Here is a 25491-nt window from a genome sequence, read left to right on the forward strand (position 1 = left end):
GCCCAGCGGGTCATTGCATGACCATAGGATGGCGACCATGTGGAGTTCGGCTGCGGCCAGACCGTATTTCAGGAGCAAGTTCTGATGGCTAGAATTACCCGCGCCGCCTATGCGCAGATGTATGGCCCGACCGTCGGTGACAGAGTGCGGCTTGCCGACACCGAATTGTTCATAGAGGTCGAGAAGGACCTCACCATCCATGGCGAGGAGGTCAAATTCGGCGGCGGCAAGGTCATCCGCGATGGCATGGGCCAGAGTCAGGTGTCGCGCGCCGGCGGCGCCGTCGACACCGTCATCACCAATGCGCTGGTCGTCGATGCCAGCGCCGGCATCTTCAAGGCCGATATCGGCCTTAAGGACGGCCGCATCGCGGCAATAGGCAAGGCCGGCAACCCGGATACGCAAAACGGCGTCACCATCATCATCGGCCCCGGTACGGAAATCATCGCCGGTGAGGGCAAGATCCTCACATCAGGCGGCTTCGACGCGCACATCCATTTCATCTGCCCGCAGCAGATCGAGGAAGCGCTGATGTCAGGCATCACCACCATGCTCGGCGGCGGCACCGGCCCGGCGCATGGCACGCTGGCGACGACCTGCACGCCGGGGCCGTGGCACATGGCCCGCATGATCCAGTCTTTTGACGCCTTCCCGATGAACATCGGCCTGTCGGGCAAGGGCAACGCGTCCTTGCCAGCAGCACTTGAGGAAATGGTGCTCGGCGGCGCCTGTTCGCTGAAGCTGCACGAGGACTGGGGCACGACGCCGGCGGCCATCGACTGCTGCCTGTCAGTCGCCGACGATTACGACGTGCAGGTGATGATCCACACCGACACGCTGAACGAGTCCGGCTTTGTCGAAAACACCGTCGCCGCCATCAAGGGCCGCACCATCCACGCCTTCCACACCGAAGGCGCCGGCGGCGGCCACGCGCCAGACATCATCAAGGTCTGCGGCCTGCCCAACGTCATCCCGTCCTCGACCAACCCGACAAGGCCCTACACCTTCAACACGCTGGCCGAGCATCTCGACATGCTGATGGTCTGCCATCATCTGTCGCCGTCGATCCCCGAGGACATCGCCTTTGCCGAAAGCCGCATCCGCAAGGAAACCATCGCCGCCGAAGACATTTTGCACGACATCGGTGCTTTCTCTATCATCTCCTCGGACTCGCAAGCCATGGGCCGCGTCGGCGAGGTCGCGATCCGCACTTGGCAGACCGCCGACAAGATGAAGCGCCAACGCGGCTCGCTGCCGCAGGAGACCGGCAACAATGACAATTTCCGCGTCCGCCGCTACATCGCCAAATACACCATCAACCCGGCCATTGCGCACGGCCTGTCGAAGGACATCGGCTCGATCGCGGTGGGAAAACGCGCCGATCTGGTGCTATGGAACCCGGCCTTCTTCGGCGTCAAGCCGGACATGGTGCTGCTCGGCGGCATGATTGCCGCAGCACCCATGGGCGACCCCAACGCCTCGATCCCGACGCCGCAGCCGATGCACTACCGGCCGATGTTCGGCGCCTATGGCAAGGCGCGCACCAATTCGTCGGTGACTTTTGTTTCGAAGGCGGCGCTCGAATCAGGCCTGCATGGCAGGCTTGGTGTCGACAAGCAGTTCGTCGCGGTCGAAAACACCCGTGGCGGCATCGGCAAGCATTCGATGGTGCTCAACGATGCCACGCCGCATGTCGAGGTCGACCCCGAAACCTACGAAGTGCGGGCAGACGGCGAACTCTTGACCTGCGAGCCGGCGACGGTGCTGCCGATGGCACAGAGGTATTTTCTGTTCTGACGCGAGGCTGGCGATCGCGCCGACCGATGCAAAATCCGTTGCGGCTGGTGGCTGGCGGCCGCAATATGCGGCCTACCAAGAGCCGCATTGTGATCGGGCATGGCCACCGAAATAGCATCCGCCCACGACATCTTCCCGCACATCCGCATCGTCATGGGCATGGTGATCGGCCTCGGCGTAACGCGCCTTTTGTCGGGGCTGGCCCGCATCGTCCAGCATCCCGGCCAGTACAAGCTCTATCCCGTGCATCTCGCCTGGGTCGCCTCGGTGCTGTTGATGTTGGTGCATTTCTGGTGGTGGGAGTTCGGCCTCTACGCCATCGAAAACTGGACCTTCGGCAAATATTTGTTCCTCATTTTCTACGCCATCACGCTGTTTTTGCTGTGCGCGCTGCTGTTTCCGGATTCGATGCTGGACTACACCAGCTACGAGGATTTCTTCTATTCGCGCCGCGCCTGGTTTTTTGGCCTGTTGGGCGCAACCTATCTGCTCGACGTGGTCGACACGCTGCTCAAGGGGCCGGAGCATTTCGCCCATTTCGGCAACGAGTACCTGATCCGCACGCCGGTCTTCTTCGCGCTTTGCATCGTCGCCATCCTGGTCCGCGATCGCCGCTTTCACATCGTCTTCATCGCCGGCACGCTGATCTATCAGGTATCGTTCATCCTGCGGCTCTTCGACACGATCGTATGACCGCAGCGGATGGACTAGGCTTCTCGGGAAAGGCAGGTTTCACCATGTACAAAGCCGTCGGATCGCGCGGATCCCGGGTCAGCCGTGTTCTCTGGATGCTCGAGGAACTCGGGCAGCCCTATGAATTCGTCGAGGTCAGACTGCGCTCACCGGAAGCCTATGCGCTCAACCCGTCGGGCAAGGTGCCGATCCTGATCGACGGCGAGCTGAAGGTGACGGATTCGGCGGCGATCTGCGTCTATCTCGCGGACAAGCATGCGGACAAGGGCATGGGCGCCAATCCCGGTGTTGCCGGCCGCGCCGAAATGGATTCGTGGATGCACTTTGCCCAATCGGAATTCGAAGCGCCGCTGTGGAACAAAGTGCGCCACCGCTTTCTCTTGCCGAAGGAAATGCGGGTCGATGTCGGCCCTGCCGCGGCGCATGACTTCGCCACGGAGGTCAAGGCACTCGACCGCCGGCTTGGCGACAAGCCCTTCGCGCTGGGCGACAGGTTTTCAGCCGTCGACGTGCTGCTTGGCGATATGGGCAGCTGGGCCCGCGCTGGAAGATTCCCGATCGAATCCGACCGCGTCAGCGCCTATTTCGACCGCCTGCTGGCGCGTCCCGCCCGGACCCGCGCGCAGGCCAATGGTGGAGCCATGAGATGAAACTCAACATAAACACCGACTTCACCAAGTTCCCGCGTGCCATCTCGGTGCTGTCAGCCGACGAGGCGGGAGCGACAACGCTTTACGGTCGCGCCGTGCTTGCCCATGACGAGCGGCATCTGCGCCGCCGCGCCATTGAGCTTGCCGACGGCAGCAAGGTGCTGGTCGACCTGCCTGAGGCGGTGGCCCTGAACGACGGCGACCGGCTGGTGCTGGAGGACGGCCGTCATGTCGAGATCGTGGCGGCAGAGGAGCCACTCTACGACATCCGCGCCCGTGACGCCGTGCATCTGTCCGAGCTCGCCTGGCATATTGGCAACCGCCATCTCGCCGCCAGCATCGAAGCGGGGCGCATCCTCATCCTGCGCGATCATGTCATCAAGGCGATGCTGGAGGGGCTGGGCGCCACGGTCGAGGACGTCTCCGAACCGTTCAAGCCGGTGCGCGGCGCTTATTCTGCCCAAGGTGGGCATGGCCATGATCACGGCCATTCGCACGCCGAGGCGCACGCGCACAGCCACGCCGAGGCGCATTCCCACGCGCACGGCGATTCGCATTCCCATTCCGGCCATCACCACGACCATGATTGACCAGCCCTCCAACATCGGTTTGTTGCGGCTGATGGCGTGGCTGTCGCCGTCCTTCCCGGTTGGCGGCTTCTCCTACAGCCACGGTCTTGAGCGCGCCGTGCATGACGGGGCGGTATCGGACGGCGAAAGCCTCGCCGCATGGCTGGAAACGCTGGTCGAGATGGGTTCGGGCTGGAACGACGCCGTGCTGTTTGCCGAAAGCTGGCGGCGCGCCCGCGAAGGCGGCGATTTCGACGAAATTGCCGGGCTCGCCGAGGCTTTGGCCGGATCGCGCGAGCGCCATTCGGAGACCATGCTGCAGGGTGCCGCCTTTCTCAAGGCGGCATCGGCCTGGCCAAATCCTGTGCTGCAGCGCCTGCCCGAGGAATGCGCCTATTGCGTCGCCGTCGGCGCCGTTGCCGGCGGCAACGCCATTGCCCTGCAGGACGCGCTGTCGGCATTCCTGCAGAGCTTCTTCTCCAACCTCGTACAGGCTGCCATCAGGCTCGGCGTCGTCGGCCAGACCGGCGCCACCGCGCTGCTCGCCGGCTTCGAACCGCTAGCATTGGCGACGGCCGATCGCGCGGCGCGCTCGACGCTTGACGATCTCGGCGGCTGCGCCTTTATCTCGGACATCATGGCGATGAAGCACGAAACCCAATACTCCAGGCTGTTCCGTTCATGATCGTCCTCGCCTTCGCACTGTCCTTCGTCCTGCTGCCGATCACCGCGCTGCATGTCTATTGGGGCATCGGCGGCATCTGGCCGGGCAGGGACGCTGCCTCCTGCGCCCGGGCCGTGGTCGGCTTTCGCTGCGTCAACGAGATGCCGACGCCTTTCGCCTCGTTCGCGGTTGCGGCCTGTCTGGCCTTGGCCACTCTGTGGCCGCTGGCGCTGGAAGGCGTGTTTGCTTCGCCCTTTCCCAAGGCCGGGCTCGCCGCCACATCGCTGCTCATCGCTCTGGTGTTCCTCGGGCGCGGCATTGCCGGCTTCACGCCCTGGTGGCGCCGGTTGGCGCCGGAACAGCCTTTCGCGCGGCTCGACCTGCGCTATTATTCGCCGCTGTGCCTGTTGATCGGGCTCGGCTTTGCCATTCTTGCCATCACGGAGTTCCCCACATGACACAAGCCAACGGCCCTCTGCGTATCGGCATTGGCGGCCCTGTCGGTTCCGGCAAGACGACGCTGACCGAGAAGCTCTGCAAGGCGCTGCGCGACGAGTTCTCCATCGCCGTCGTCACCAACGACATCTACACCAAGGAAGACGCCATGATGCTGGCCAGGCTGCAGGCGCTGCCCGAGGATCGCATCATGGGTGTCGAGACCGGTGGCTGTCCGCACACCGCCATCCGCGAGGATACCTCGATCAACCTGCAGGCGATCGCCGAGATGAACAGGAAATTCCCCGACCTCGACATCGTCTTCATCGAATCCGGCGGCGACAATCTCGCGGCGACCTTCTCGCCCGATCTCGCCGACCTGACGCTCTATGTCATCTCGGTCTGCCAGGGCGAGGAAATCCCAAGGAAGGGCGGGCCTGCCATCACCCGTTCCGACTTCCTCGTTATCAACAAGAGCGATCTGGCGCCCTATGTGAATGTCAATCTCGATGTCATGGAGAGCGATGCCGGCCGCATGCGCGGCAAGCGCCCCTTCGGCTTTACCGACCTGTCGCGCGGCAAGGGGTTGCAGGAAGTGATCGACTTCATCGTCGAGCATGGCGGGCTGAGGGCTGCGCGGTCGGCCGCCTGACACATCTAGCGGCGCGGATGGAGTTGGTCTGCACCAAACGAAACCGGTTGCGCGCCTGTCGGCTGCGCGGCATCCTTGTTTCTTTCACGGAGTTTTGTCGATGAGCATCGCCCGGCTGCAGAAGGAAACGCGGACCAACCTGCCCTTCTACGAGGAGCGCGTCGATCTCGCCGCCGCCTTCCGCTGGACGGCGCGGCTCAACATGCACGAGGCGGTGGCCAATCATTTCTCGCTGGCGGTCAACGATGACGGCACCAAATTCCTGATGAACCCCAACCAGGTGCATTTCTCGCGCATCAAGGCGAGCGACCTGCTTTTGATCGACGCCAACGATCCCGACACGCTCTCCGGCCCCAATGCACCCGATCCGACGGCATGGGGCCTGCATGGCGCCATCCATCGCAATGTGCGTCATGCGCGCTGCGTCATGCATGTGCATTCGGTTCACGCCACCGTGCTCGCCTCGCTCGCCGATTCGACGCTACCGCCGATCGACCAGAACTCGGCGATCTTCTTCAACCGTCACGTCGTCGACGGGCACTATGGCGGGCTGGCCTTCGAGGAAGAGGGCGAACGCTGCTCGCAGCTTCTCGTCGATCCCAAGGTCAAGGTGATGGTCATGGGCAATCATGGCGTTCTGATCATCGGCGACAGCGTCGCCGACACCTTCAACCGCATGTTCTATTTCGAACGCGCCGCCGAAACCTACATCAAGGCGCTGTGGACAGGCCGTCCGCTGCGTGTGCTCTCCGACGAGATCGCCGAGAAGGCAGCACTCGAGCAGGAAGATTATCCGGGTCAGGCCGAACGCCACCTCAGCGAACTGAAGGCGATCCTCGACGAACAGGAACCGGTCTACCGGAACTGATCTTTCTAAAGCCCGAATTCCCTACGCAATTCCTCGGCGCTGTTGACGACGATAGCCCCGGGCGGCCCTGCCATCGGCGCTTCCGGCCAGAAGATCGTCCGCATCCCTGCCGCCAGCCCGGCCATGGCGCCGGTGCGACTGTCATCGACCGCGACGGCGTCGGCAGGATCGACGCCGGCCAGCCAGGCGGCGCGCAGGAAGGGCTCGGGATGCGGCTTGCCTTCATGCACGTCGTTGCGGCTGATGGTCTTCATGCCGGGATAGATGAGACCGACGGCGCGCAGATTGGCGTCGACGATCAGCCGGTCGGAATTCGACACCACCGCTTGCGCCACGCCAAGCGCCCGCAATTCGTTGAACACCTCGATCGCGCCGGGGCGCGGCTTCAGCGTTTCGGCCATCGGCAAATAGTGATCGTATTTGCGCACGATCCAGTCGTCGAACGGCAGGTCGAGGCCAAAGTCGTCGCGCAGCATCTCGTAGACCGGCCATGCGGCAACACCCAGCACCCGCTCATGCAAATTGGCCGGCGGCGCGATGCCGACGCTGTGCAACGCTGCCACCAGCGCCGCCTCGTGCAGCGGCTCGCTGTCGACCAGCGTGCCGTCCATGTCCCAGAAAACCGCTTTCGGCGTCATGCTAGAATCCCTTTTTCGATCCCCTTAAAGCGTTTGTGGCAGGAGATAAACCTTTGAGCCTGTCATCGGCGATGCCGATTGGGCGGTTGTCGCATCGCCGACGTTCCAAGACCGCAAGCAATTGCCCTTGTGATAGACAATTGCGCGCGAGCGCATTCCCTGCAAGACTATAGCGTTCCGCCTTGATGCTTGGCGGGCATGGGAGGCAGGACGGTGAATTCCCGGCAGGATGGCGGCAGCAACAGGCTGGACGACGCGGCGCGTGCCGGCTGGCTTTACTATGTTGCCGGCAACACGCAGGACCAGATTGCGTCCACGCTCGGCATTTCCAGGCAGACGGCGCAGCGGCTCGTCTCGCTGGCGGTGTCCGAGGGGCTGATCAAGGTCCGCGTCGATCACCCGATCGCCAACTGCCTCGACCTCGCGGCACGGCTGAAATCGCGTTTCGCGCTGGATCTGGTCGAAGTGGTGCCGAGCGATCCGGCGTCGTCCTCCACCGTCATCGGCATCGCCGAGGCGGCGGCCGCCGAGATCGAACGGCGGCTAAGGTCGCCGACCCCGATCGTCATGGCTATCGGCACCGGCCGTACGCTGAAGGCGGCGATTGAGCAGCTGCCGCCGATGGAATGTCCGCAGCACAAGGTGGTGTCGCTGACCGGCAACATCTCGCCCGACGGTTCGGCCGCTTTCTACAACGTCATCTTCACCATGGCCGACAGGGTCAAGGCGCGCTCCTTCCCGATGCCGCTGCCGGTCATCGCCTCCTCTCCGGAAGAGCGCGAAATGCTGCTCAACCAGCCGATGATCCAGCCGACGCTGGCGCTGGCGGCAGAGGCCGACGTCACCTTTGTCGGTATCGGCGACCTCGGCCCCAAGGCACCGCTCTACGAGGACGGCTTCATTTCGGAAGCTGAATTGAAGGCGCTGCAAAAGGCAGGCGGCGTCGCCGAAATCGTCGGCTGGGTGTTCGACCGCGACGGCCGCATGATCGACGGCATCACCAACGACCGTGTGTCGTCGGCGTCGCTGCCGTCGCGCGAAAAGTCGCTGGTCATCGCGCTCGCCATGGGTGAGCGCAAGCTGCCTGGCATCCTTGCGGCGGTGAACCGGCGGCTGGTCAACGGCCTGATCACCGATGAGCGGACCGCCGCCGCGCTGCTCGCCGCCGGGTGATTTCTCGATAAGTTGAATAAGGCTATTGGCGCCGCCCGCAAGGATCGTTGCCGTCCAGAAAACCCATGTCGCGCTGCAGATGCGGCGGCAGTTCCCTGATGTCTAGATGGGCCTGTCTGCGGGCCATTTTCCGGGCAAATCCAAGCGCCAGCCGTGAAAACCAGCTGTGGCCTGGAGTTAAGATCAGTTTTCCCTGTACCGTGGTCATGATCGTCAGCCTCCGCTATGTCTAGACGAGATTGATCGTCGACCCCAGATATCGGCGGGATCGGCCCTCGCTTCCAATCAAACGTCGATCACGGCCCATAAGGAGGGCTTATGCCGAATCTTGAGGCACGACAGATTTCCCAGCTCCCGCCGCTGCAGGCTGTCAGGGTGTTCGAAGCGGTGGCGCGGCATCTTTCCTTCACCAAGGCCGCAGATGAGCTCGGCATGACGCAGGCGGCGGCGAGCTATCAGATCAAGCTTCTGGAAGAGCGCGTCGGCGGGCCGCTGTTCCTGCGCCGGCCAAAGCAGATCGTGCTGACCGAGGCCGGCCAACGCCTGGCGCCGGCGGTCAGCGAGGCGTTCGCGCTGCTGAGCGGAGCCTACTCCGCCGCGCGCACCGGGGCAGACGGCCTGCTCTGCGTCTCGACGCTGCTGACCTTTGCCTCGAACTGGCTGGCGCAGCATCTTGGCTCGTTCCAGCTCGCGCATCCGGCGCTGGCCGTTCGCCTCGACACGTCGAACCGCATCGTCGATTTCGCCCGCGAGGACATCGACATCGCCATCCGCTCGGGCGGCGGCAACTGGCCGGGCATGGAGGTGCACAAGCTTCTTGATGCCGACTTCACGCCGATGCTCAGCCCTAAACTGGCTGCCAGCATCGGCGGCGTCAACGAGCCGGCCGATCTGTTGCGCCTGCCCATTCTCGATCCCGGCGATATCTGGTGGAGGGACTGGTTCGCGGCTGCCGGTGTACAATCCCACGATCTTGCCACGCGCCCCGGCTCGAGCATGGGTGCGCAAGCCTACGAGGCCAATGCGGCCATCGCCGGCCAGGGCGTGGCCATCCTGACCAGGGCGCTGTTCAAGACCGAACTTGCCGATGGCCGCCTCATCCAGCCCTTCGACCTCGTCGGCGATGACGGTCACGCCTACTGGCTGGTCTATCCCGAAGCGCGCCGCAACGTGCCGAAGATCCGCGCCTTTCGCGATTGGGTGCTGGCCGAGATCGCTTGCCCGTAGGCGAAGCGGAAGATGCCTGTCGCCATGCGCGAGGCTTCTACGACCCCGTCCTTGCGCATGGTTAACCAATAGTAAGCGCTCAGTTAACCATCACCCTGAAAAACACTGTCGACATCATCTGTTTGGCCAGCCCCGCACTTGTTGCGACTCAATCAAGTTGGATCAATCGGCGCAGTAAAATGCCGTTGATCAGTGAGATTGTCTGGGCCGATGAAAGCTTATCGTGTCGAAGAAATGGAAGACTGCGCTGTGCGCATGACACATATGATCGAAGCATTTACCCCGTTTCAAGCTGCTGCTCTGGCAATCCGTCGGGAAGTTACACTGCGAAAAGATGAATCCGACTGGATCAGGGTGACGGAAATCTTGACTCGAGCCAGGCAAAGCCGCGATGGCGACGTTTTCCAGTATTGCGTCGGACGATATCCGGCTCACGGTTGACCAGACAAGCTGCTGGCGATAGGCCGCGATAGCCGGTCGACATAGGCCCGCCATCCTTCGCCAGTTCACAGAAGGGCGATCGGCCGAACCTCTGTCGTTTCGATTTACGGCCGGTTTCGAACCCGTTTTCAAAACACCGCAATTCGCCACGCGTTGCATGCCGCGCGACATCCCTCGTGCTGCGCTGCAGCATCGAATCTGGCTTGACATAATTAACGGCAAGTGAGTAATTGCTCACCACCAAGGCAAATGCTCATCTTGGTTTATGGGAGGAATTTGATGAAACTTCGCACGCTCACACTGGGCTTGTTGTCGGCCAGCGCCCTTGCGTTCGCCGCTCACGCCGAATCCATCACCATCGCCACCGTCAACAATGGCGATATGGTCCGCATGCAGAAGCTGACGGACGACTTCACCAAGGCGAACCCCGACATCACGCTCAACTGGGTCACGCTCGAAGAGAACGTGCTGCGCGAGCGCGTCACCACCGACATCGCCACCAAGGGTGGCCAGTATGACGTGATGACCATCGGCACCTATGAGGTTCCGATCTGGGCCAAGCAGAGCTGGCTGCTGCCGCTCGACAAGCTCGGCGACGACTACGACGCCAAGGACATCATTCCCGCCATCGCCGGTGGTCTTTCGGTCGACGGCAAGCTCTATGCAGCACCGTTCTACGGCGAAAGCTCGTTCGTCATGTACCGCAAGGACCTGATGGAGAAGGCAGGGCTGACCATGCCCGACGCGCCGACCTGGGACTTCATCAAGCAGGCCGCCGACAAGATGACCGACCGCGCCAATGGCGTGAACGGCGTCTGCCTGCGCGGCAAGGCCGGCTGGGGCGAGAACATGGCCTTCCTAACCGCCATGTCGAACTCCTTCGGCGCCCGCTGGTTCGATGAGAACTGGAAGCCGCAGTTCGATCAGCCCGAGTGGAAGAGCACGCTGCAGTTCTATGTCGACCTGATGAAGGCCGACGGCCCCGAGGGCGCATCATCCAACGGCTTCAACGAAAACCTGGCGCTGTTCCAGCAGGGCAAGTGCGGCATGTGGATCGATGCCACGGTCGCGGCGTCTTTCGTCTCTGACCCGAAGGCCTCCACCGTCGCCGACAAGGTCGGTTACGCGCTCGCTCCCGACAATGGTCTCGGTAAGCGCGGCAACTGGCTGTGGGCCTGGTCGCTGGCCATCCCCGCCGGCACGCAGAAGGCTGATGCGGCACAGAAGTTCGTCTCCTGGGCAACCAGCAAGCACTATGCCGAACTCGTCGCTTCGAAGGAAGGCTGGGCCAATGTTCCTCCGGGCACGCGCTCCTCGCTCTACGCCAACGCCGAGTACCAGAAGGCGGCGCCTTTCGCCAAGATGACGCTGGACTCGATCAACGCGGCCGATCCGACGCATCCGACCGTCAAGCCGGTGCCTTATGTCGGCGTCCAGTTCGTCGCGATCCCTGAGTTCCAGGGTCTCGGCACCACCGTCGGCCAGCTCTTCTCCGCGGCACTTGCCGGCCAGTCGAGCGTCGACGATGCCCTGAAGCAGGCTCAGGACGCTGCCACGGCAACGATGACCGAGGGCGGTTATATCAAGTAGGCTCCTCCCGGTGCCGAATGCCGGTCGTCGATCATGACCGGCAACGGCCGCCCGAATCCCAGTTCGGGCGGCCGCCTTCACAATCCCAGGAATTGTGGCACAACTCTGAAAATCTGACTGACCTTTGGAGGGTGACCGTCATGGCTACTCAGCAGACCCGTTCGCTTGCCCGCTTCATGATGGCGCCATCCGTGGTGCTGCTGTTCGTCTGGATGATTGTGCCGCTGGTCATCACCTTGTGGTTCTCCTTCCAGCAGTACAATCCGCTCAACCCGATCCGCGATGGGTTCGTCGGCTTCTCGAACTACGCGCTGTTCTATTCCAACCCGGCCTTCCTGCAGTCGATCCTCAACACACTTGTCCTCGTCGGTAGCGTGCTTCTGATCACGGTGATCGGCGGCATCCTGCTGGCGTTGCTGATCGATCAGCCGATGTGGGGACAAGGCATCGTACGCATCCTCGTCATCTCGCCGTTCTTCGTCATGCCGCCGGTGGCGGCACTGGTCTGGAAGAACATGATCATGCATCCGCAATACGGCGTCTTTGCCGACATAGCGCGCTTCTTTGGTGGGCAGCCGATCGACTGGTTCGGGCAGCATCCGATGCTGGCCATCATCATCATCGTCGCCTGGCAGTGGCTGCCATTTGCGACGCTGATCCTGTTGACCGCCCTGCAGTCGCTTGACGGCGAACAGAAGGAAGCCGCCGAGATGGACGGCGCCGGCTTCGTCAGCCGCTTCATCTATTTGACGCTGCCGCACATGTCGCGCGCCATCACCGTCGTCATCCTGATCCAGACGATCTTCCTTCTGTCGGTCTATGCCGAGATCCTGGTCACCACCAATGGCGGCCCGGGCTATGCCTCCACCAACCTGCCCTTCCTCGTCTACCAGAAGGCCTTGCTGGAGTTCAAAATCGGCCAGGCATCCGCCGGCGGTGTCATCGCCGTCATTCTCGCCAACATCGTCGCCTTCTTCGCCATGCGCGCGGTCGGCAAGAACCTGGACAAGTAAGGGAGGATACGATGGCACGTGCAGTCACCACCCAACACAAGGTCGTTGCGACCGCGGCCGCCTGGATCGTCGCGCTGCTGATCTTCTTCCCGATCCTTTATACGATCATCACCTCGTTCAAGTCGGAGCAGGAGGCCATCCAGGGCTTTGCCCTGATCCCGTCGGGGACGTTCGAGAGCTATACCGAAGTCCAGGCGCAGAGCGGCTACTTCAAGTTCTTCTTCAACTCGGTGCTGCTCTCGGTCGGCTCGACCATTCTGGCGCTGATCGTTGCGGTTCCGGCGGCGTGGTCGATGGCCTTCTCGCCGGGCAAGCGGACCAAGGACATCCTGATGTGGATGCTCTCGACCAAGATGATGCCGGCGGTTGCCGTGCTGTTCCCAATCTATCTGATCTTCCGCGATACCGGACTGCTCGACAGCCGCATCGGTCTGATGGTCATGCTGATGCTGATCAACCTGCCGATCGTGATCTGGATGCTCTACACCTACTTCCGCGAGATCCCGGGCGAAATCCTCGAAGCGGCACGCATGGACGGCGCCACGCTGTGGGGCGAGATCGCCTATGTGCTGACCCCGATGGCGGTGCCGGGCATTGCTTCGACCATGCTCTTGAACATCATCCTGGCGTGGAACGAAGCGTTCTGGACCATCCGCCTGACCACGACCGAAGCAGCACCGCTGACGGCCTTCATCAGTTCCTTCTCAAGCCCGCAAGGCCTGTTCTGGGCCAAGCTTTCGGCAGCTTCGACGCTGGCGATCGCGCCGATCCTGATCATGGGCTGGTTCAGCCAGAAGCAGCTGGTGCGCGGCCTGACATTCGGTGCCGTGAAGTAGCGTACCTTGCCTGAAGCAATCCACGAGAAATAACCCTTCGGGGGAGGAAACCATGGGAAACATCACGCTCAAGAACGTCTCCAAGCACTTCGGATCGACGATCATCATTCCGGGCCTCGACCTGGTCATCGAGAATGGCGAGTTCGTCGTCTTCGTCGGTCCATCGGGCTGCGGCAAGTCCACGCTGCTGCGCCTCATCGCCGGCCTCGAGGACACCAGCGGCGGCACCATCAACATCGATGGCCGCGACGTCACCGGCGAGGCGCCGGCCAAGCGCAAGCTGGCCATGGTGTTCCAGTCCTATGCGCTCTACCCGCATATGACGGTGGCCAAGAACATCGGCTTCCCCTTGAAGATGGCCGGCGAGGATGTGGCGACGATCGACAAGAAGGTGAAGGACGCCGCGCGCGTCCTGAACCTCACCAACTATCTCGAACGCCGCCCCGGCCAGCTCTCCGGCGGCCAGCGCCAGCGCGTCGCCATCGGCCGCGCCATCGTGCGCCAGCCCTCGGCCTTCCTGTTCGACGAGCCGTTGTCCAACCTTGACGCGGCGCTGCGCGGCACAATGCGTCTCGAGATCAGCGAGCTGCACCACCAGCTCAAGACGACGATGATCTACGTCACCCACGACCAGATCGAGGCCATGACCATGGCCGACAAGATCGTCGTGCTCAACGCCGGCAACATCGAGCAGGTCGGCTCGCCGATGGAACTCTACAAGTCGCCGAAGAACCTGTTCGTCGCCGGCTTCATCGGTTCGCCGAAGATGAACCTGATCGAAGGCGCGCCGGCCGCCAACTACGGCGCCAAGACCATCGGCGTCCGTCCCGAGCACATGAATATCTCGACCACGGCGGGCGACTGGAAAGCCGTCGTCGGTGTCGCCGAACATCTCGGCTCCGATACCTTCCTGCATGTGCAAGCCGATGGCGTTGGTCCGCTGACGGTGCGTGCCGACGGCGAAATGGCCGTCCGTCACGGCGATACTATCTATCTGTCGCCCGACAAGGCCAGGATGCATCGCTTCGGCGCCGACGGAAAGGCGATGGCGCAGTGAGGCTGAAAGGCAAATCGGCGCTGGTCACCGGATCGGCACGTGGCATCGGCAGAGCTTTCGCCGAAGCTTATGTGCGTGAAGGTGCGACCGTCGCCATTGCCGATATCAACCTGGCGGCTGCCGAAAAGACAGCCGCCGAGATTGGCGCCAAGGCCTATGCAGTCAGGCTCGATGTCAGCGACCTCGCCTCGACCGAGGCGGCGGTGAAGGCGGCGGAGACAAAGACCGGCGGCCTCGACATACTGATCAACAACGCTGCGCTGTTCGATCTGGCGCCGATCGTCGAGATATCAAAGGCGAGCTACGACAAACTGTTTTCGGTCAACGTCGCCGGCACTTTGTTCATGCTGCAGGCCGCGGCACGTTCGATGATCGCACGGGGCAAGGGCGGCAAGATCATCAACATCGCGAGCCAGGCCGGACGGCGCGGCGAGCCGCTGGTCGCCGTCTACTGCGCCACCAAGGCCGCCGTGATTTCGCTTACCCAGTCAGCCGGGCTCGACCTGATCAAGCACCGCATCAACGTGAATGGCATCGCGCCCGGCGTCGTCGACAGCGATATGTGGGATGAGGTCGATGCGCTGTTCGCCAAGTACGAGAACCGGCCAAAGGGCGAGAAGAAGCGGCTTGTCGGCGAGGGCGTGCCTTACGGCCGCATGGGTAAGCCGGAGGATCTGACCGGCATGGCGGTGTTCCTGGCCAGCGATGACGCTGAATACATCGTCGCCCAGACCTACAATGTCGATGGCGGCCAGTGGATGAGTTGAGGGGCGAAGGCACTCCTCTCCCCGTCCCTCCACGGGGAGAAGAGGCCGGGATCACGCAGGCCGCAGCCCGGCCGAAGGGTAAAAGCAGATGACCATGAAACTCTCGTCTTCCGTCCTCGCCAAGCTCCCCTCGAAGGTCGCCGGCCCGAAATACGATCGCTCGACGCTCAAGGCCGGCATCGTGCATTTCGGCGTCGGCAATTTCCATCGCTCGCACCAGGCCGTCTATCTCGACGATCTGTTCAATTCCGGCGTCGGTCACGATTGGGCGCTGATCGGCGCCGGCGTGTTCGAGGGCGAGAAGATCGGCCGCGGCAAGCTTGCCGAGCAGGACTGGCTGACCACCGTGGTCGAGCAGGACAGTGGCCATATGAGCGCCCGCGTCACCGGCGTCATGATCGACTTCCTGATGCCCGGCGATGCCGCCGCGATCATCGATCAGCTTGCGGATCCGGCGATCAAGATCGTTTCGCTCACCATCACCGAGGGCGGTTATTTCATCGACCCGGCGTCGGGCGTGTTCAACCCGACCCATCCCGACATTGTCGCCGATGCGCAGCCGGGTGCGACACCGAAGACGGTGTTCGGCCTCATCCTTGCCGGACTGATCCGTCGCCGCGATGACGGCATCGTGCCGTTCACCGTCATGTCCTGCGACAACATCCCCCACAATGGTCATGTCACCTCGGACGGGGTTATCGGACTGGCGCGGCTGATCGACGAGGACCTGGCAAACTGGGTGAGCACGAAAGTGGCCTTTCCCAACGGCATGGTCGACCGCATCACGCCCGCGACCAGCGACCGCGAACGCGGTATCCTCTCCAGCGAATTCGGCCTCGACGACAACTGGCCGGTGTTCTGCGAGCCGTTCAAGCAGTGGGTGCTGGAGGATCGCTTCACCGCCGGCCGGCCGCCACTGGAAAAGGTCGGCGTGCAGTTCGTGAAGGAAGTCGCGCCTTACGAGCTGATGAAGATCCGCATCCTCAATGGCGGCCATGCCACCATCGCCTACCCAGCCGGCTTGATGGACATTCATTTCGTCCATGAAGCGATGCAGGAGCCGCTGGTGCGCGGCTTTCTCGCCAAGCTCGAGCGAGACGAGATCATTCCGACCGTGCCGCCGGTGCCGGACACCGTGCTGGAAGACTACTACCAGCTGATCGAGGGCCGCTTCTCCAATCCCAAGATCGGCGACACCATCCGCCGGCTTTGCCTCGACGGCTCCAACCGCCAGCCGAAATTCATCATCCCGACCATCGCCGACCGGCTGAAGGCGGGAAAAAGCGTCACCGGTCTGGCGCTGGAATCGGCGCTCTGGTGCCGCTATTGCTTCGGAACGACCGACAGCGGCGCCGTCATCGAAGCCAACGACCCCAATTGGGACCGGCTGCAGGCGACGGCAAAGGCGGCGAAGGATGCGCCCGGCGCCTGGCTCGCCATGGAAGACATCTATGGTGATGTCGGCCGCTCCGCAGCGTTCACCGACGCCTTTGCCCATGCGCTCAACGTGCTGTGGGCCAACGGCGCCCGTGCGACGCTGACGCGTTATATCGCCGGCAAGCTCTGACACGAAGCAATGACGGCAATGGCGCCTGAGCTGGTCATTTTCGACTGTGACGGCGTGCTGGTCGACAGCGAGGCGCTGTCGGTCAAGGCGTTGCTCGGCATGATCGCGCTCGCCGGCGGCGATGTCAGCGAGGACACCGCCTACGAGCACTTCCTCGGCAAGAGCATGAAGAGCGTCCGCGAAATCCTTGGCCGCGGCTTCGGCATTGAGATCACCGACCAGCATTTGACCGCAATGCGCGTCGAACTGATGCGCAAATTTCGCGAGGAGCTTAAACCGATGCCCGGCATTGCCCAGGTTTTGCCCAGGCTTGGCGTGCCGTTCTGCGTCGCCTCTTCCGGCACGCTCGACCGCATCCGCTATGCGCTCGACATCACCGGGCTGCTCGGGCTGCTGGAGCCGCATTTGTTCAGCGCTGCCATGGTGGCAAAGGGCAAACCGGCGCCCGATCTTTTTCTCCATGCGGCTGCCAGCATGCGGGCTCATCCACAGCAATGCGTCGTCGTCGAGGACAGCCCGGCCGGCATTGCGGCGGCGCGGGCGGCGGGCATGCGCGTGCTTGCCTTCACCGGCGGCACCCACGCCGGCAACCCGGCGCTGAAAGCGCGGCTTGCGTCGAGTGAACCGGACTTTATATTCGCTGACATGCTGCAATTGCCCGATCTGATTGCAGGCCTGGGAGCGAGAGTAAAAGCATCTTGACGAAAAGCTTCGTTTGCGCGGTCGATGTCGGCACCGGGAGCGCCCGTGCGGGCATTCTCGACACCAAAGGCACCTTGCTTGGCCGCGCCGAGCACCCGATCGTCATGAACCAGCCGAAGGCCGATCACGCCGAGCACAATTCCGAGGATATCTGGTCGGCGGTCTGCATTGCCGTGCGCGCCGCCCGCGAAAAGGCGGCGGTCGCGGCGCAGGACATCGTCGGCATCTCCTTCGACGCCACCTGCTCGCTGGTGGTGCGCGGCAGGGATGGCGGTCAGCTCAGCGTATCGGTGTCAGGCGAAAAGCGCTGGGACACCATCGTCTGGCTCGATCACCGCGCCATTGCCGAGGCCGACGAATGCACGATGAGCGGTCATGCCGTGCTCGACTATATCGGCGGTGTCATGTCGCCGGAAATGGTGACGCCGAAGCTGATGTGGCTGAAGCGGAAGCTGCCGGGAACGTGGCATGAAGCCGGCTATCTATTTGACCTCACCGACTTCCTGACCTGGAAGGCGAGCGGCTCGCTGGCGCGCTCGCAATGCACGCTGACCGCCAAATGGACCTATCTCGCGCATGAGCAGACAGGCTGGCGGCGCGACTTCTTTGAAACCGTCGGCCTCGGCGATCTTTTCGAACATGGCAATCTGCCGGAGACGGCGAGCCCGGTCGGCGCCGATATAGGGGCGCTGAACGCGCAAGCCGCTGGCCAACTCGGCCTGACGGAGCAATGTCGCGTCGGCGCCGGGGTCATCGACGCCTATGCCGGCGCGCTCGGCGTGCTCGGCGGCTTTGCCGGCGACGAGAAGAATATCGGCCGGCACTTGGCGCTGATCGCCGGCACGTCGAGCTGCGTCATGGCGATGTCGCCCGACCCGCAGCCCTTTGCCGGCGTCTGGGGACCGTATTATGGCGCGGCCCTGCCCAAGCTGTGGCTGTCGGAAGGCGGCCAGTCGGCCACCGGCGCGCTGCTCGACCACATCATCCGCTGGCACGGCGCCGGCGGCGAGCCGGATGCGGCGATGCATGCGAAGATCGCCCGTCGCGTCGCCGAACTGCGCACCGCCGAGGGCGATAATCTCGCCGCACGGCTGCATGTGCTGCCGGACTTCCACGGCAACCGCTCTCCGCTCGCCGACCCGCATGCCGTCGGCGTCGTCAGCGGGCTGACGCTGGATGCGTCCTTCGACAGCCTGTGCAAGCTCTATTGGCGCACCGCTGTCGGCATCGCGCTTGGCGTGCGCCATGTGCTGGAGGCGCTGAACGAAAACGGCTATCTGATCGACACGCTGCATGTCACCGGCGGTCATACCAAGAACCCGCTGTTGATGGAGCTCTATGCCGACGCCACGGGCTGCACGGTCATCGAGCCGCTGGCCGACGAAGCGGTGCTGCTCGGCACCGGCATGGTCGCGGCCACCGCCGCCGGGCTGTTCCCCGACCTGAACGCCGCTTGCGTCGCCATGCAGCAGGGCGGCAGGAAGCGGCCGTCAAACCCGGCCTCATCAGGACGCTTCGACCGCGACTACAAGGTGTTCCTCGAAATGCACCGGCAGCGGCAGGTGCTCGACGCGATCAGATAGGCAGGCTGCTTTTGCCGGCGTCTGGTCTCAACAGGGACGCCCCGGATTGCGCATCGAACAGATGCAGGCTCTGTTCGTCGACCGTGTAGCGGACGGGGCTGCGCAGGACCGGGCACTCGCGCGTCGGCACCAGCGCGCTGATTTCCTTGCCGCCGAAAACGAAGATCACCAGCGCATCGTTGCCATGGAACTCGATAAGATCGGCCGTGCCTTGCAGGAGATTCCCGTTGGCGTCAGGGCCCGCGGTCTTCAGATCCGGGGGCCTGATCCCGAGCACCGCGCGATCGACACCTTGCAGATCGAAGCGTGAGCCGTCGATGGTAAACACCGTTTCCGCATTGGTCAGCGCCCAGCCATTCCCTTTCCGGCTAACCGCTACGTCGATGAAGTTCATGTTCGGCGTTCCGATGAACCCGGCCACGAACAGATTGCCGGGCCGTTCGTAGATTTCCGCCGGAGAACCGATCTGTTCGATCCTGCCGTCCCGCAGCAGCACGATGCGGTCGGCAAGCGTCATCGCTTCGAGCTGATCGTGGGTGACGTAGACGGTGGTCGTCTTCAGCGACTGATGCAGCCGCGCGATTTCGATGCGCATATGGTTGCGCAATTTAGCATCGAGATTGGACAGCGGCTCGTCGAACAGAAACACTTTTGGCGTCTTGATCATCGCCCGCGCAATGGCGACGCGCTGCTGCTGGCCGCCGGACAGTTCGGCCGGCTTGCGGCCGAGATAGGGTTCGAGACCCAGTGTCTTCGACACGGCCTCGACGCGCTGCTGGATCTCTGCCTTCGCCACCTTCTGCCGCTTCAGGCCGAAAGCGATGTTGTCGAAGATCGTCATATGCGGATAGAGCGCATAGTTCTGGAACACCATGGCGATGCCGCGGTCACCCGGGTCGAGATCGTTGACCACCTTGCCGCCGATCGAGACCTCGCCGCCGCTAATGTCCTCCAGCCCGGCCAGCATCCTGAGCAAGGTCGACTTGCCGCAACCGGACGGGCCGAGGAACACGACGAACTCATGGTCCTCGATGCTGAGGTTCAGATCGCGGATGACGGTGGTGGCGCCGTAGGATTTGTCGACATTCGAACAGACAATCGCGGACATGGTTTCTCTCAGCCCTTCTCGCCAGAAAGCAGGATCTGCAATTTGACGTCTTCCGGTCTGCCGGCCGCCGCCCGCTCGAACGCCTTGATGCTGTCGGAGAAAGCATAGGTGCCGGTGATCAGCGGGTTGAGGTCGACCTTGCCGGAAGCGATGAGCTGCAGCGCGCGGTCGAAAATGTTGGCATAGCGGAACACCGTCTCGATGCGAACTTCCTTCGAAATCGCCGCCGGAACGTTCAGGCTCACCGGCTCCACCGGCAGTCCGACGAGCACCACCGCGCCGCCGGGGCGCACGATGTCGAACAGATTGGCGAACGCCTTCGGGTGGCCGCTGGCCTCGAACACGATGTCGGCGCCCCAACTATCGGTCGCTGCAGCAACCGCGTCGACCAGCGACTGCTCGCCGACATTGACCGGGACGATGCCCGGATAGCGGGCCGCGATTTCGAGCTTTGGCGCGGAGAAATCGGAAATCAGCACTTTCGAGCAGCCGCCGGCGAGTGCCGCCAGCGCAATCATGATGCCGATCGGGCCGCAACCGACGACGACGGCGACGTCACCCGGAACGATGCGGGCGCGGGCCGCCGCCTGCATGCCGATGGCAAAGGGTTCGACCATCGCGCCGTCGGCAAACGAGACATTGTCGGGCAGTCTGTAGGTGAACGCAGCCGGGTGGACCGCATAGGGCGCAAGAATTCCGTGCACCGGCGGCGTTGCCCAGAAGGAAACGTCCGGGTCGACATTGTAGATGCCGAGCTTGGTCGCCCGCGACGACATGTTCGGCACGCCCGGCTCCATGCAAACGCGGTCGCCGACCTTCAGCGTCCTGACATTGGCGCCGACCTCGACGATTGTCCCAGAGGCTTCGTGACCCAGCACCATCGGCGCGCGCACGACATAGCTGCCGATGGCGCCGTGGGTGTAATAGTGCACGTCGCTGCCGCAGACGCCGACCGTGTGGATGGCGATTTTGACATCGTCCGGCCCGACATCGAGCGGCAACGCAATCTCGCGCAGCGCAAGTTCGCCTTTTTTCTCAAGTACCAAAGCCCGCATTGGATCGTCCTCGCATCAAGTCTTTTTTTGCCGGAAAACGGAATTCAGGAAACCGCTCAGCACGCCGAGAAACAACAGCGGCGGCAGCGACAACAGCACGACCGAGGCATTCAGGATGCCCCACGGCACGTTCATGCCTTGCTGCGACAGTTCCGAGGCGACGATCGGCAATGTCTTGGCGTTGGAGCTCGACAGCATCAGCGCGATCAGGAACTCGTTCCAGACCAGCACGAAGCTGAAGGCGACCGCGCCGATCAGCGAGCGTGCCGCGACCGGCAACGCGATCTTCCAGAACACCGAATAGGCGCCGTAGCCGTCGACGAAGGCGGCTTCCTCGACCTCCTTCGGCACGGCCTGGAAGGCGGGAATGGCCAGCCACATGATCACCGAGATGGTCAGCAGCGAATAGGTGACGATCAGCGCCGCCAGCGTGTCGTAGAGCCCGATCTGCAGCCAGATCACCATCAGCGGGATGGCGACCGCCACCGGCGGCAGGAAGCGCAGCGACAGCACGAAGAACTGGATGTCCCCGGCCCAGCGGTTGGGGTAGCGCGCCACCGCGTAAGCCGCCGGCAGGCCGAGCACCACCCCGATCAGCACCGCGACGCCGCAGGCGATCACTGAATTGTGCAGGCCGGTCATGACGCTGTCGCGGCCGAGAATATAGCTGATGTTGCCGAGCGTCGGCGTGAACACCAGGCGTGGGACGCGGGTGATGATGTCGACATTGTTCTTCAGCGAATTGAGCGCCGTCCAGGCGAGCGGAAACACCGCCATGAAGCCGGCAAAGGCCAGGATGGCTTTGGCGATCAGGCGGCCCGGTTTCATGCGAGATGATCTCATGCCTGCACCCGCTTCCACAACATGGTGAAGGTGATGACGGTGGCAATCATCATCAGCACGGCCATTGCCGAGGCGTAGGACACCTTGCCGGATTCGATGAAGCCTTGCGAGAAGGCGTACATATCGAGCGTTTCTGTGGCGACGCCCGGTCCGCCACGGGTCATCACATAGATCAGGTCGAAGGAGCGCAGAGACTCGATCATCTTGACGAACATCAGGCTGATCAGTGGCGCCTTCAGCATCGGCAAGGTGACATAGGCGTGGATCTGCCAGCGCTTGGCATGATCGAGCCGCGCCGCCTCGATCGGCTGCGGTGGCAGGGTTTCCAGAAGCTTCAGCACGATGACGGCGAAGAACAGCCCCCATTGCCAGACATCGACCGAGGCGACGGCAAACAAAGCCGTCGACGGCTTGGACAGCGGATCGAAGATCAGCCCGCCGGTCAGCAGCCTGTAGGGGTAGGTGGCGATGCCGTAGAGCGGATGATAGGCGAACTTCCACACGAAGGCGGCGGACACACGCGGCAGCAGCACCGGGATGATGAACAGCAGGCAGTAGAAATTGCGCAGGCGCGGTGACGCGACCTCGAACATCAGCACGCCGAGGCCAATGGCCACCGCCATGGTGGCGACAACGGTGACGATTTCCCATTTCACCGACACCCAGACGGCGTTGAGAAAGCGGCGGTCGAAGAACAGGTCGTAAAAATTCGAGAACCAGACATAGGAATAGGTCGCCGAGCTCAGCTCGCGGTTCTGCAAGGCGATGACGATCGCATAGAGCGTCGGCACCATCGACAGCACCAAAAGGATGGCGAGCGTCGGAACGACAAAGGTGACCGGCAGGGAGGAACGTCGCGGCATCGGTATCTATCTCGCGTGTCTCGAACGCTTGGCTGGCATGGAGCGCGGAAATCCTGCGGCGCACAGATCCCGACATTCGCTCGAATGCCGCGGATCGCGCGCCGCAGGGGGAGGATAGCTTATTTCTTCACCAGCTCGTTGGCATACGCTTCAAGCTCGTTGAGGCCGCCCTTGATGTCGGTGCGGGTGCCGGTGACCAGCTCCTCGAGGATGATGCCCCAGCGGTCGCCGAGATCCGGCCAGCGCGGGTCCTGCCAGAAGTTGACAGCCGTGACCTTGCCGGTCTCCGCCAGCGCCTGGCCGAGATCGGCGCCGTAGATGTCGGCGAATTCCTTGCTGGACAGGATGCTGGTGCGGTTGAGTTCGCCGAACTGGTGGGCATCGAGCCGGCGCTTCTCGTTTTCCTTCGACGTCGCCCAGGCGATGAACAGCCCGGCGCATTTCTTGGAGGCGTCATCGGCATTGGCTTTCGCCGCGATGGCGAGACCATGGCCGTAGCCGCCGCCGGTCAGCGGCGACGGTGGCGGCAGGAAGCCGACCTTGCCGACTACTTGCGACGTCTTCGGATCGACCGACATGCCCGACAGCGGCGTCGATTCGACGAGGATGGCGACCTGGCCGGACAGGAAGGCGCCGGTCGACTCATCCCAGCTGCCTGTCTGCGTGCCGGGTGCAGAATCCTTGAACAGCTGCAGATAGGTCTCGGTCGCCTTGATGGCGGCGTCCGAATTGAAAGCCGGCTTGTCGCCGTCGAACCATTTTCCGCCATACGCCTTGAAGAACGGCATCCAGCGCCAGACATTGGCGCCTGAGCCACGCGCGCCGCGCAGCGCGATGCCATACATGCCCTTGTCCGGATTGGTCAGCTTCGGCACGGCGGCGATCAGCTCGTCCAGCGTCTTCGGCGGTTGGATGCCGGCGGCTTCCAGCACGTCCTTGCGGTAGACCATCAGGTCGCCGCCGCCGGTCAGCGGCGCAAACCAGACCTTGCCATCATAAGTCGCGACCTTCTGGCGGCCCGGATCGAAGTCGGCATAGTCGTAGTCAGCCGGATAATAGTCGGTCAGCGGCACGATCCATTTCGACGAGGCAAACAAAGCGACGTTGGCTTCATCGACATAGTAGACGTTGTAGTTGCCGACGGTGGACGCATCGGCGCGCGACTTGGCCCGGCGGTCGTTTTCGTTGAGGTAGTCGATCTGGAAGCTGGCGCCGGCGAGCTTCTGGAACTCGTCCTTCGAGTCCTCCAGCAGGGTCAGGCCGTCACGTGGCTGCGCCAGCACCTTGACCGGCGCCGAGCAGACCGGCGCCTGCGCCAGGGCCACGGTGGATACGGTAGCGGAAAGCATGAAAGCTGCGCTCAAGCTCGCAGCGAGCCGAATTGGTTGCATGATCTTTTCTCCTCCAGGAACACTCGCAGGAAGCGCAAGTCCTCGGGTTGTGCGATCCTCACTATCGCCCGAGCGACAAGCCACCCATCGCCAAGATGCGGAGTTGCGGCGGGCCATGCTAGAAGCCCCGTTGCACCAGACCTGTACTTTTATGCATTGTGCAGCGCAAAAACCGGCGCAGACTTGCAGACCTCGTCACACAAGTATTGGTTGAGTCTGAAGCGGTGTTTTTGAGGGTGCTTAAGCCCGCATTGTCAGCCGCTGCCGCGACAGCCGGCGATAGGACGATGGCGTCATTTTGTGCTTGCGCATGAAGGCCCGGTTGAAGTTCGAGATGTTCATGTAGCCGACCTGAAAACAGATGTCGGTGATGGCAATATCGGTGTCCGCCAGCAGCTTGCAGGCCTGCCAGAGCCGGAGCTTGGCAAGGTGGTCGCTGAAGCTGTTGCCGGTGTTCTTCTGGAAGAAACGCGAAAACGTGCTCTCGCTCATTCCCGCCAGTTCCGCCACTTCCGGCAGTTTCAAATCTTCGGCGAAGTGCTGGAACAGATAGGTCAGCGTGCGCTGGACGATGTCGAGCGAAACGGCATCCAGAACCGGCGAGAAATCCGGCGACGACAACAATTCATATTCGTCGGTTCTGGCCAGCAGATCCACCAGTTCGAGGAACAGGCAGAGTCGGGCGAGCCCATGCACCTTGCCCATCCGTTCCATCATCTCGGCGCCCTTCAGCGCCGTGTAGCCATGGAAGACGATGCCGCGCAGCGACCGCTCCAAAAACGGTTCCAGCTCGCGCAGTTCCGGCAAAAGGCCTGCCGATCCGCGCAGCCTTTGCGCATCGAACTGCAGGACGATGTCGCGGCCTTCGATCAGCTCGCCCGGCTGCACCGCCGTGACCCAGTCATGCGGCAGTCCGCCGCCGACGATCGAGAGATAGCCCGGGCCGAATTCGCCGATATGGTCGCCGACCAGCGCGACGCCGGAGGATTTTCGCAGCAGGTGGATTTCATATTCCGGGTGGAAGTTCCAGACGTTGCGTTCCCACGGATAGTCGTCGAGACGCCACAGGAAACTGTCGCTCGCCTCGGTGACGATATGCTCGAAGGACGGCGCTGTTCGCGGGATCGCGGCCGGGTTTTTTCGCTGTCTGAACTGCATCCAAACCTCCCGGCACTGCGTCGGCTGCCGATATGCCGGGCAATCCGTAGCAGCCCTGGGCCTGCAAGTGAACGCGGCACCGGCGGCTCCCGGCTCGCCTCTGGCTCAATCGCTCACCATCCCTCCTCCCTTGCCTTCGTCTAGTGTTTCG

General features: G+C 62.9%; 26 protein-coding genes. 18 read left to right on the forward strand and 8 right to left on the reverse strand.

The annotated features are described in order from the left end of the window. Positions 1-84 precede the first annotated feature (84 nt). The 8 genes from ureC to AC1D0N_RS01665 all read left to right on the forward strand — a co-directional run bounded on the left by ureC (position 85) and on the right by AC1D0N_RS01665 (position 6328). Positions 85-1797, forward strand: a complete 1713-nt coding sequence (gene ureC / locus AC1D0N_RS01630; RefSeq protein WP_477240713.1) for an urease subunit alpha — start codon at positions 85-87, stop codon at positions 1795-1797. A 99-nt stretch (positions 1798-1896) separates the two neighbouring features. After that, positions 1897-2490, forward strand: coding sequence for a hypothetical protein (locus AC1D0N_RS01635; protein WP_477240715.1), 594 nt, complete (start codon positions 1897-1899; stop codon positions 2488-2490). Positions 2491-2534: 44 nt separating this feature from the next. Beyond that, on the forward strand, positions 2535-3140 hold the full coding sequence (locus AC1D0N_RS01640) for a glutathione S-transferase family protein (RefSeq protein ID WP_477240717.1): 606 nt from the start codon (positions 2535-2537) through the stop codon (positions 3138-3140). Then, positions 3137-3730, forward strand: a complete 594-nt coding sequence (ureE, locus tag AC1D0N_RS01645; protein WP_477240719.1) for an urease accessory protein UreE — start codon at positions 3137-3139, stop codon at positions 3728-3730. Before AC1D0N_RS01640 ends, ureE begins: the two co-directional genes overlap by 4 nt. Further along, entirely contained in the window at positions 3723-4394 is a 672-nt protein-coding gene (locus tag AC1D0N_RS01650) for an urease accessory protein UreF (RefSeq protein ID WP_477240721.1), read from the forward strand. The genes ureE and AC1D0N_RS01650 overlap by 8 nt, the downstream gene beginning before the upstream one ends. Next, on the forward strand, positions 4391-4831 hold the full coding sequence (locus tag AC1D0N_RS01655; RefSeq protein ID WP_477240723.1) for a DUF3995 domain-containing protein: 441 nt from the start codon (positions 4391-4393) through the stop codon (positions 4829-4831). Before AC1D0N_RS01650 ends, AC1D0N_RS01655 begins: the two co-directional genes overlap by 4 nt. Next, entirely contained in the window at positions 4828-5460 is a 633-nt protein-coding gene (ureG, locus tag AC1D0N_RS01660; protein WP_477240725.1) for an urease accessory protein UreG, read from the forward strand. Before AC1D0N_RS01655 ends, ureG begins: the two co-directional genes overlap by 4 nt. Positions 5461-5560: 100 nt before the next feature. Continuing rightward, positions 5561-6328: a class II aldolase and adducin N-terminal domain-containing protein gene (locus AC1D0N_RS01665; protein ID WP_477240727.1), complete on the forward strand. Its 768-nt coding sequence runs from the start codon at positions 5561-5563 to the stop codon at positions 6326-6328. A 5-nt stretch (positions 6329-6333) separates the two neighbouring features. Here AC1D0N_RS01665 and AC1D0N_RS01670 read toward each other — a convergent pair whose 3' ends face one another. Further along, entirely contained in the window at positions 6334-6966 is a 633-nt protein-coding gene (locus AC1D0N_RS01670; protein ID WP_477240729.1) for an HAD family hydrolase, read from the reverse strand. Between the two features lie 213 nt (positions 6967-7179). Between AC1D0N_RS01670 and AC1D0N_RS01675 the strand changes: the two genes are divergently transcribed. After that, the gene (locus tag AC1D0N_RS01675; RefSeq protein WP_477240731.1) at positions 7180-8139 is read left to right on the forward strand and encodes a sugar-binding transcriptional regulator; all 960 of its coding nucleotides are present in this window, start codon (positions 7180-7182) and stop codon (positions 8137-8139) included. A gap of 22 nt (positions 8140-8161) precedes the next feature. Here the strand turns inward: AC1D0N_RS01675 and AC1D0N_RS01680 are convergent, their stop codons facing one another. Then, the gene (locus AC1D0N_RS01680; protein WP_477240733.1) at positions 8162-8347 is read right to left on the reverse strand and encodes a hypothetical protein; all 186 of its coding nucleotides are present in this window, start codon (positions 8345-8347) and stop codon (positions 8162-8164) included. A gap of 110 nt (positions 8348-8457) precedes the next feature. Between AC1D0N_RS01680 and gcvA the strand changes: the two genes are divergently transcribed. The 9 genes from gcvA (at position 8458) to AC1D0N_RS01725 (ending at position 18922) form a co-directional block, all read left to right on the forward strand. Continuing rightward, positions 8458-9366, forward strand: a complete 909-nt coding sequence (gene gcvA, locus AC1D0N_RS01685) for a transcriptional regulator GcvA (protein ID WP_477240735.1) — start codon at positions 8458-8460, stop codon at positions 9364-9366. A gap of 720 nt (positions 9367-10086) precedes the next feature. Continuing rightward, positions 10087-11397, forward strand: coding sequence for an ABC transporter substrate-binding protein (locus AC1D0N_RS01690; RefSeq protein WP_477240737.1), 1311 nt, complete (start codon positions 10087-10089; stop codon positions 11395-11397). Between the two features lie 140 nt (positions 11398-11537). Continuing rightward, a complete protein-coding gene (locus AC1D0N_RS01695; RefSeq protein ID WP_477240739.1) occupies positions 11538-12410 on the forward strand; it encodes a carbohydrate ABC transporter permease in 873 nt (290 codons plus the stop codon). 11 nt (positions 12411-12421) lie between these two features. Then, positions 12422-13246 carry a carbohydrate ABC transporter permease gene (locus tag AC1D0N_RS01700; RefSeq protein ID WP_477240741.1) on the forward strand — a complete coding sequence of 275 codons (825 nt, stop codon included), beginning with the start codon at positions 12422-12424 and terminating at the stop codon, positions 13244-13246. Between the two features lie 52 nt (positions 13247-13298). After that, positions 13299-14303, forward strand: coding sequence for an ABC transporter ATP-binding protein (locus tag AC1D0N_RS01705; RefSeq protein ID WP_477240743.1), 1005 nt, complete (start codon positions 13299-13301; stop codon positions 14301-14303). Beyond that, the gene (locus tag AC1D0N_RS01710) at positions 14300-15070 is read left to right on the forward strand and encodes an L-iditol 2-dehydrogenase (RefSeq protein WP_477240745.1); all 771 of its coding nucleotides are present in this window, start codon (positions 14300-14302) and stop codon (positions 15068-15070) included. The genes AC1D0N_RS01705 and AC1D0N_RS01710 overlap by 4 nt, the downstream gene beginning before the upstream one ends. Positions 15071-15158: 88 nt before the next feature. Further along, positions 15159-16637: a mannitol dehydrogenase family protein gene (locus AC1D0N_RS01715; RefSeq protein WP_477240747.1), complete on the forward strand. Its 1479-nt coding sequence runs from the start codon at positions 15159-15161 to the stop codon at positions 16635-16637. 18 nt (positions 16638-16655) lie between these two features. Further along, positions 16656-17339, forward strand: coding sequence for an HAD family hydrolase (locus AC1D0N_RS01720; protein WP_477240749.1), 684 nt, complete (start codon positions 16656-16658; stop codon positions 17337-17339). Further along, positions 17336-18922 (forward strand): FGGY-family carbohydrate kinase, encoded by a 1587-nt coding sequence (locus tag AC1D0N_RS01725; protein WP_477240751.1) that lies wholly within the window; start codon positions 17336-17338, stop codon positions 18920-18922. The genes AC1D0N_RS01720 and AC1D0N_RS01725 overlap by 4 nt, the downstream gene beginning before the upstream one ends. Here AC1D0N_RS01725 and AC1D0N_RS01730 read toward each other — a convergent pair. The 6 genes from AC1D0N_RS01730 to AC1D0N_RS01755 form a co-directional block, all read right to left on the reverse strand. Further along, entirely contained in the window at positions 18915-20030 is a 1116-nt protein-coding gene (locus AC1D0N_RS01730; protein ID WP_477240753.1) for an ABC transporter ATP-binding protein, read from the reverse strand. The two genes, AC1D0N_RS01725 and AC1D0N_RS01730, sit on opposite strands and share 8 nt — an antisense overlap. Before the next feature lie 8 nt (positions 20031-20038). After that, positions 20039-21085, reverse strand: coding sequence for an NAD(P)-dependent alcohol dehydrogenase (locus AC1D0N_RS01735; protein WP_477240755.1), 1047 nt, complete (start codon positions 21083-21085; stop codon positions 20039-20041). Positions 21086-21100: 15 nt separating this feature from the next. Then, positions 21101-21913, reverse strand: a complete 813-nt coding sequence (locus tag AC1D0N_RS01740; RefSeq protein ID WP_477240757.1) for a carbohydrate ABC transporter permease — start codon at positions 21911-21913, stop codon at positions 21101-21103. 11 nt (positions 21914-21924) lie between these two features. Then, a complete protein-coding gene (locus AC1D0N_RS01745; RefSeq protein ID WP_477240759.1) occupies positions 21925-22791 on the reverse strand; it encodes a carbohydrate ABC transporter permease in 867 nt (288 codons plus the stop codon). Between the two features lie 119 nt (positions 22792-22910). After that, positions 22911-24182 carry an ABC transporter substrate-binding protein gene (locus AC1D0N_RS01750; protein ID WP_477240761.1) on the reverse strand — a complete coding sequence of 424 codons (1272 nt, stop codon included), beginning with the start codon at positions 24180-24182 and terminating at the stop codon, positions 22911-22913. A gap of 240 nt (positions 24183-24422) precedes the next feature. After that, a complete protein-coding gene (locus AC1D0N_RS01755; RefSeq protein ID WP_477240763.1) occupies positions 24423-25340 on the reverse strand; it encodes a helix-turn-helix domain-containing protein in 918 nt (305 codons plus the stop codon). Positions 25341-25491 lie beyond the last annotated feature (151 nt).

Source organism: Mesorhizobium sp. P2_E10 (assembly GCF_056404235.1).

Coding starts and splice junctions, on each gene's coding strand:
- AC1D0N_RS01705 (WP_477240743.1), top strand. CDS start 13,299: ATGGGAAACATCACGCTCAAGAACGTCTCCAAGCACTTCGGATCGACG.
- AC1D0N_RS01740 (WP_477240757.1), bottom strand. CDS start 21,913: ATGAAACCGGGCCGCCTGATCGCCAAAGCCATCCTGGCCTTTGCCGGC.
- AC1D0N_RS01670 (WP_477240729.1), bottom strand. CDS start 6,966: ATGACGCCGAAAGCGGTTTTCTGGGACATGGACGGCACGCTGGTCGAC.
- AC1D0N_RS01635 (WP_477240715.1), top strand. CDS start 1,897: ATGGCCACCGAAATAGCATCCGCCCACGACATCTTCCCGCACATCCGC.
- AC1D0N_RS01730 (WP_477240753.1), bottom strand. CDS start 20,030: ATGTCCGCGATTGTCTGTTCGAATGTCGACAAATCCTACGGCGCCACC.
- gcvA (WP_477240735.1), top strand. CDS start 8,458: ATGCCGAATCTTGAGGCACGACAGATTTCCCAGCTCCCGCCGCTGCAG.
- ureG (WP_477240725.1), top strand. CDS start 4,828: ATGACACAAGCCAACGGCCCTCTGCGTATCGGCATTGGCGGCCCTGTC.
- AC1D0N_RS01750 (WP_477240761.1), bottom strand. CDS start 24,182: ATGCAACCAATTCGGCTCGCTGCGAGCTTGAGCGCAGCTTTCATGCTT.
- ureE (WP_477240719.1), top strand. CDS start 3,137: ATGAAACTCAACATAAACACCGACTTCACCAAGTTCCCGCGTGCCATC.
- AC1D0N_RS01665 (WP_477240727.1), top strand. CDS start 5,561: ATGAGCATCGCCCGGCTGCAGAAGGAAACGCGGACCAACCTGCCCTTC.
- AC1D0N_RS01655 (WP_477240723.1), top strand. CDS start 4,391: ATGATCGTCCTCGCCTTCGCACTGTCCTTCGTCCTGCTGCCGATCACC.
- AC1D0N_RS01715 (WP_477240747.1), top strand. CDS start 15,159: ATGACCATGAAACTCTCGTCTTCCGTCCTCGCCAAGCTCCCCTCGAAG.
- AC1D0N_RS01735 (WP_477240755.1), bottom strand. CDS start 21,085: ATGCGGGCTTTGGTACTTGAGAAAAAAGGCGAACTTGCGCTGCGCGAG.
- AC1D0N_RS01640 (WP_477240717.1), top strand. CDS start 2,535: ATGTACAAAGCCGTCGGATCGCGCGGATCCCGGGTCAGCCGTGTTCTC.
- AC1D0N_RS01690 (WP_477240737.1), top strand. CDS start 10,087: ATGAAACTTCGCACGCTCACACTGGGCTTGTTGTCGGCCAGCGCCCTT.
- AC1D0N_RS01755 (WP_477240763.1), bottom strand. CDS start 25,340: ATGCAGTTCAGACAGCGAAAAAACCCGGCCGCGATCCCGCGAACAGCG.
- AC1D0N_RS01720 (WP_477240749.1), top strand. CDS start 16,656: ATGGCGCCTGAGCTGGTCATTTTCGACTGTGACGGCGTGCTGGTCGAC.
- AC1D0N_RS01700 (WP_477240741.1), top strand. CDS start 12,422: ATGGCACGTGCAGTCACCACCCAACACAAGGTCGTTGCGACCGCGGCC.
- AC1D0N_RS01650 (WP_477240721.1), top strand. CDS start 3,723: ATGATTGACCAGCCCTCCAACATCGGTTTGTTGCGGCTGATGGCGTGG.
- AC1D0N_RS01695 (WP_477240739.1), top strand. CDS start 11,538: ATGGCTACTCAGCAGACCCGTTCGCTTGCCCGCTTCATGATGGCGCCA.
- ureC (WP_477240713.1), top strand. CDS start 85: ATGGCTAGAATTACCCGCGCCGCCTATGCGCAGATGTATGGCCCGACC.
- AC1D0N_RS01745 (WP_477240759.1), bottom strand. CDS start 22,791: ATGCCGCGACGTTCCTCCCTGCCGGTCACCTTTGTCGTTCCGACGCTC.
- AC1D0N_RS01680 (WP_477240733.1), bottom strand. CDS start 8,347: ATGACCACGGTACAGGGAAAACTGATCTTAACTCCAGGCCACAGCTGG.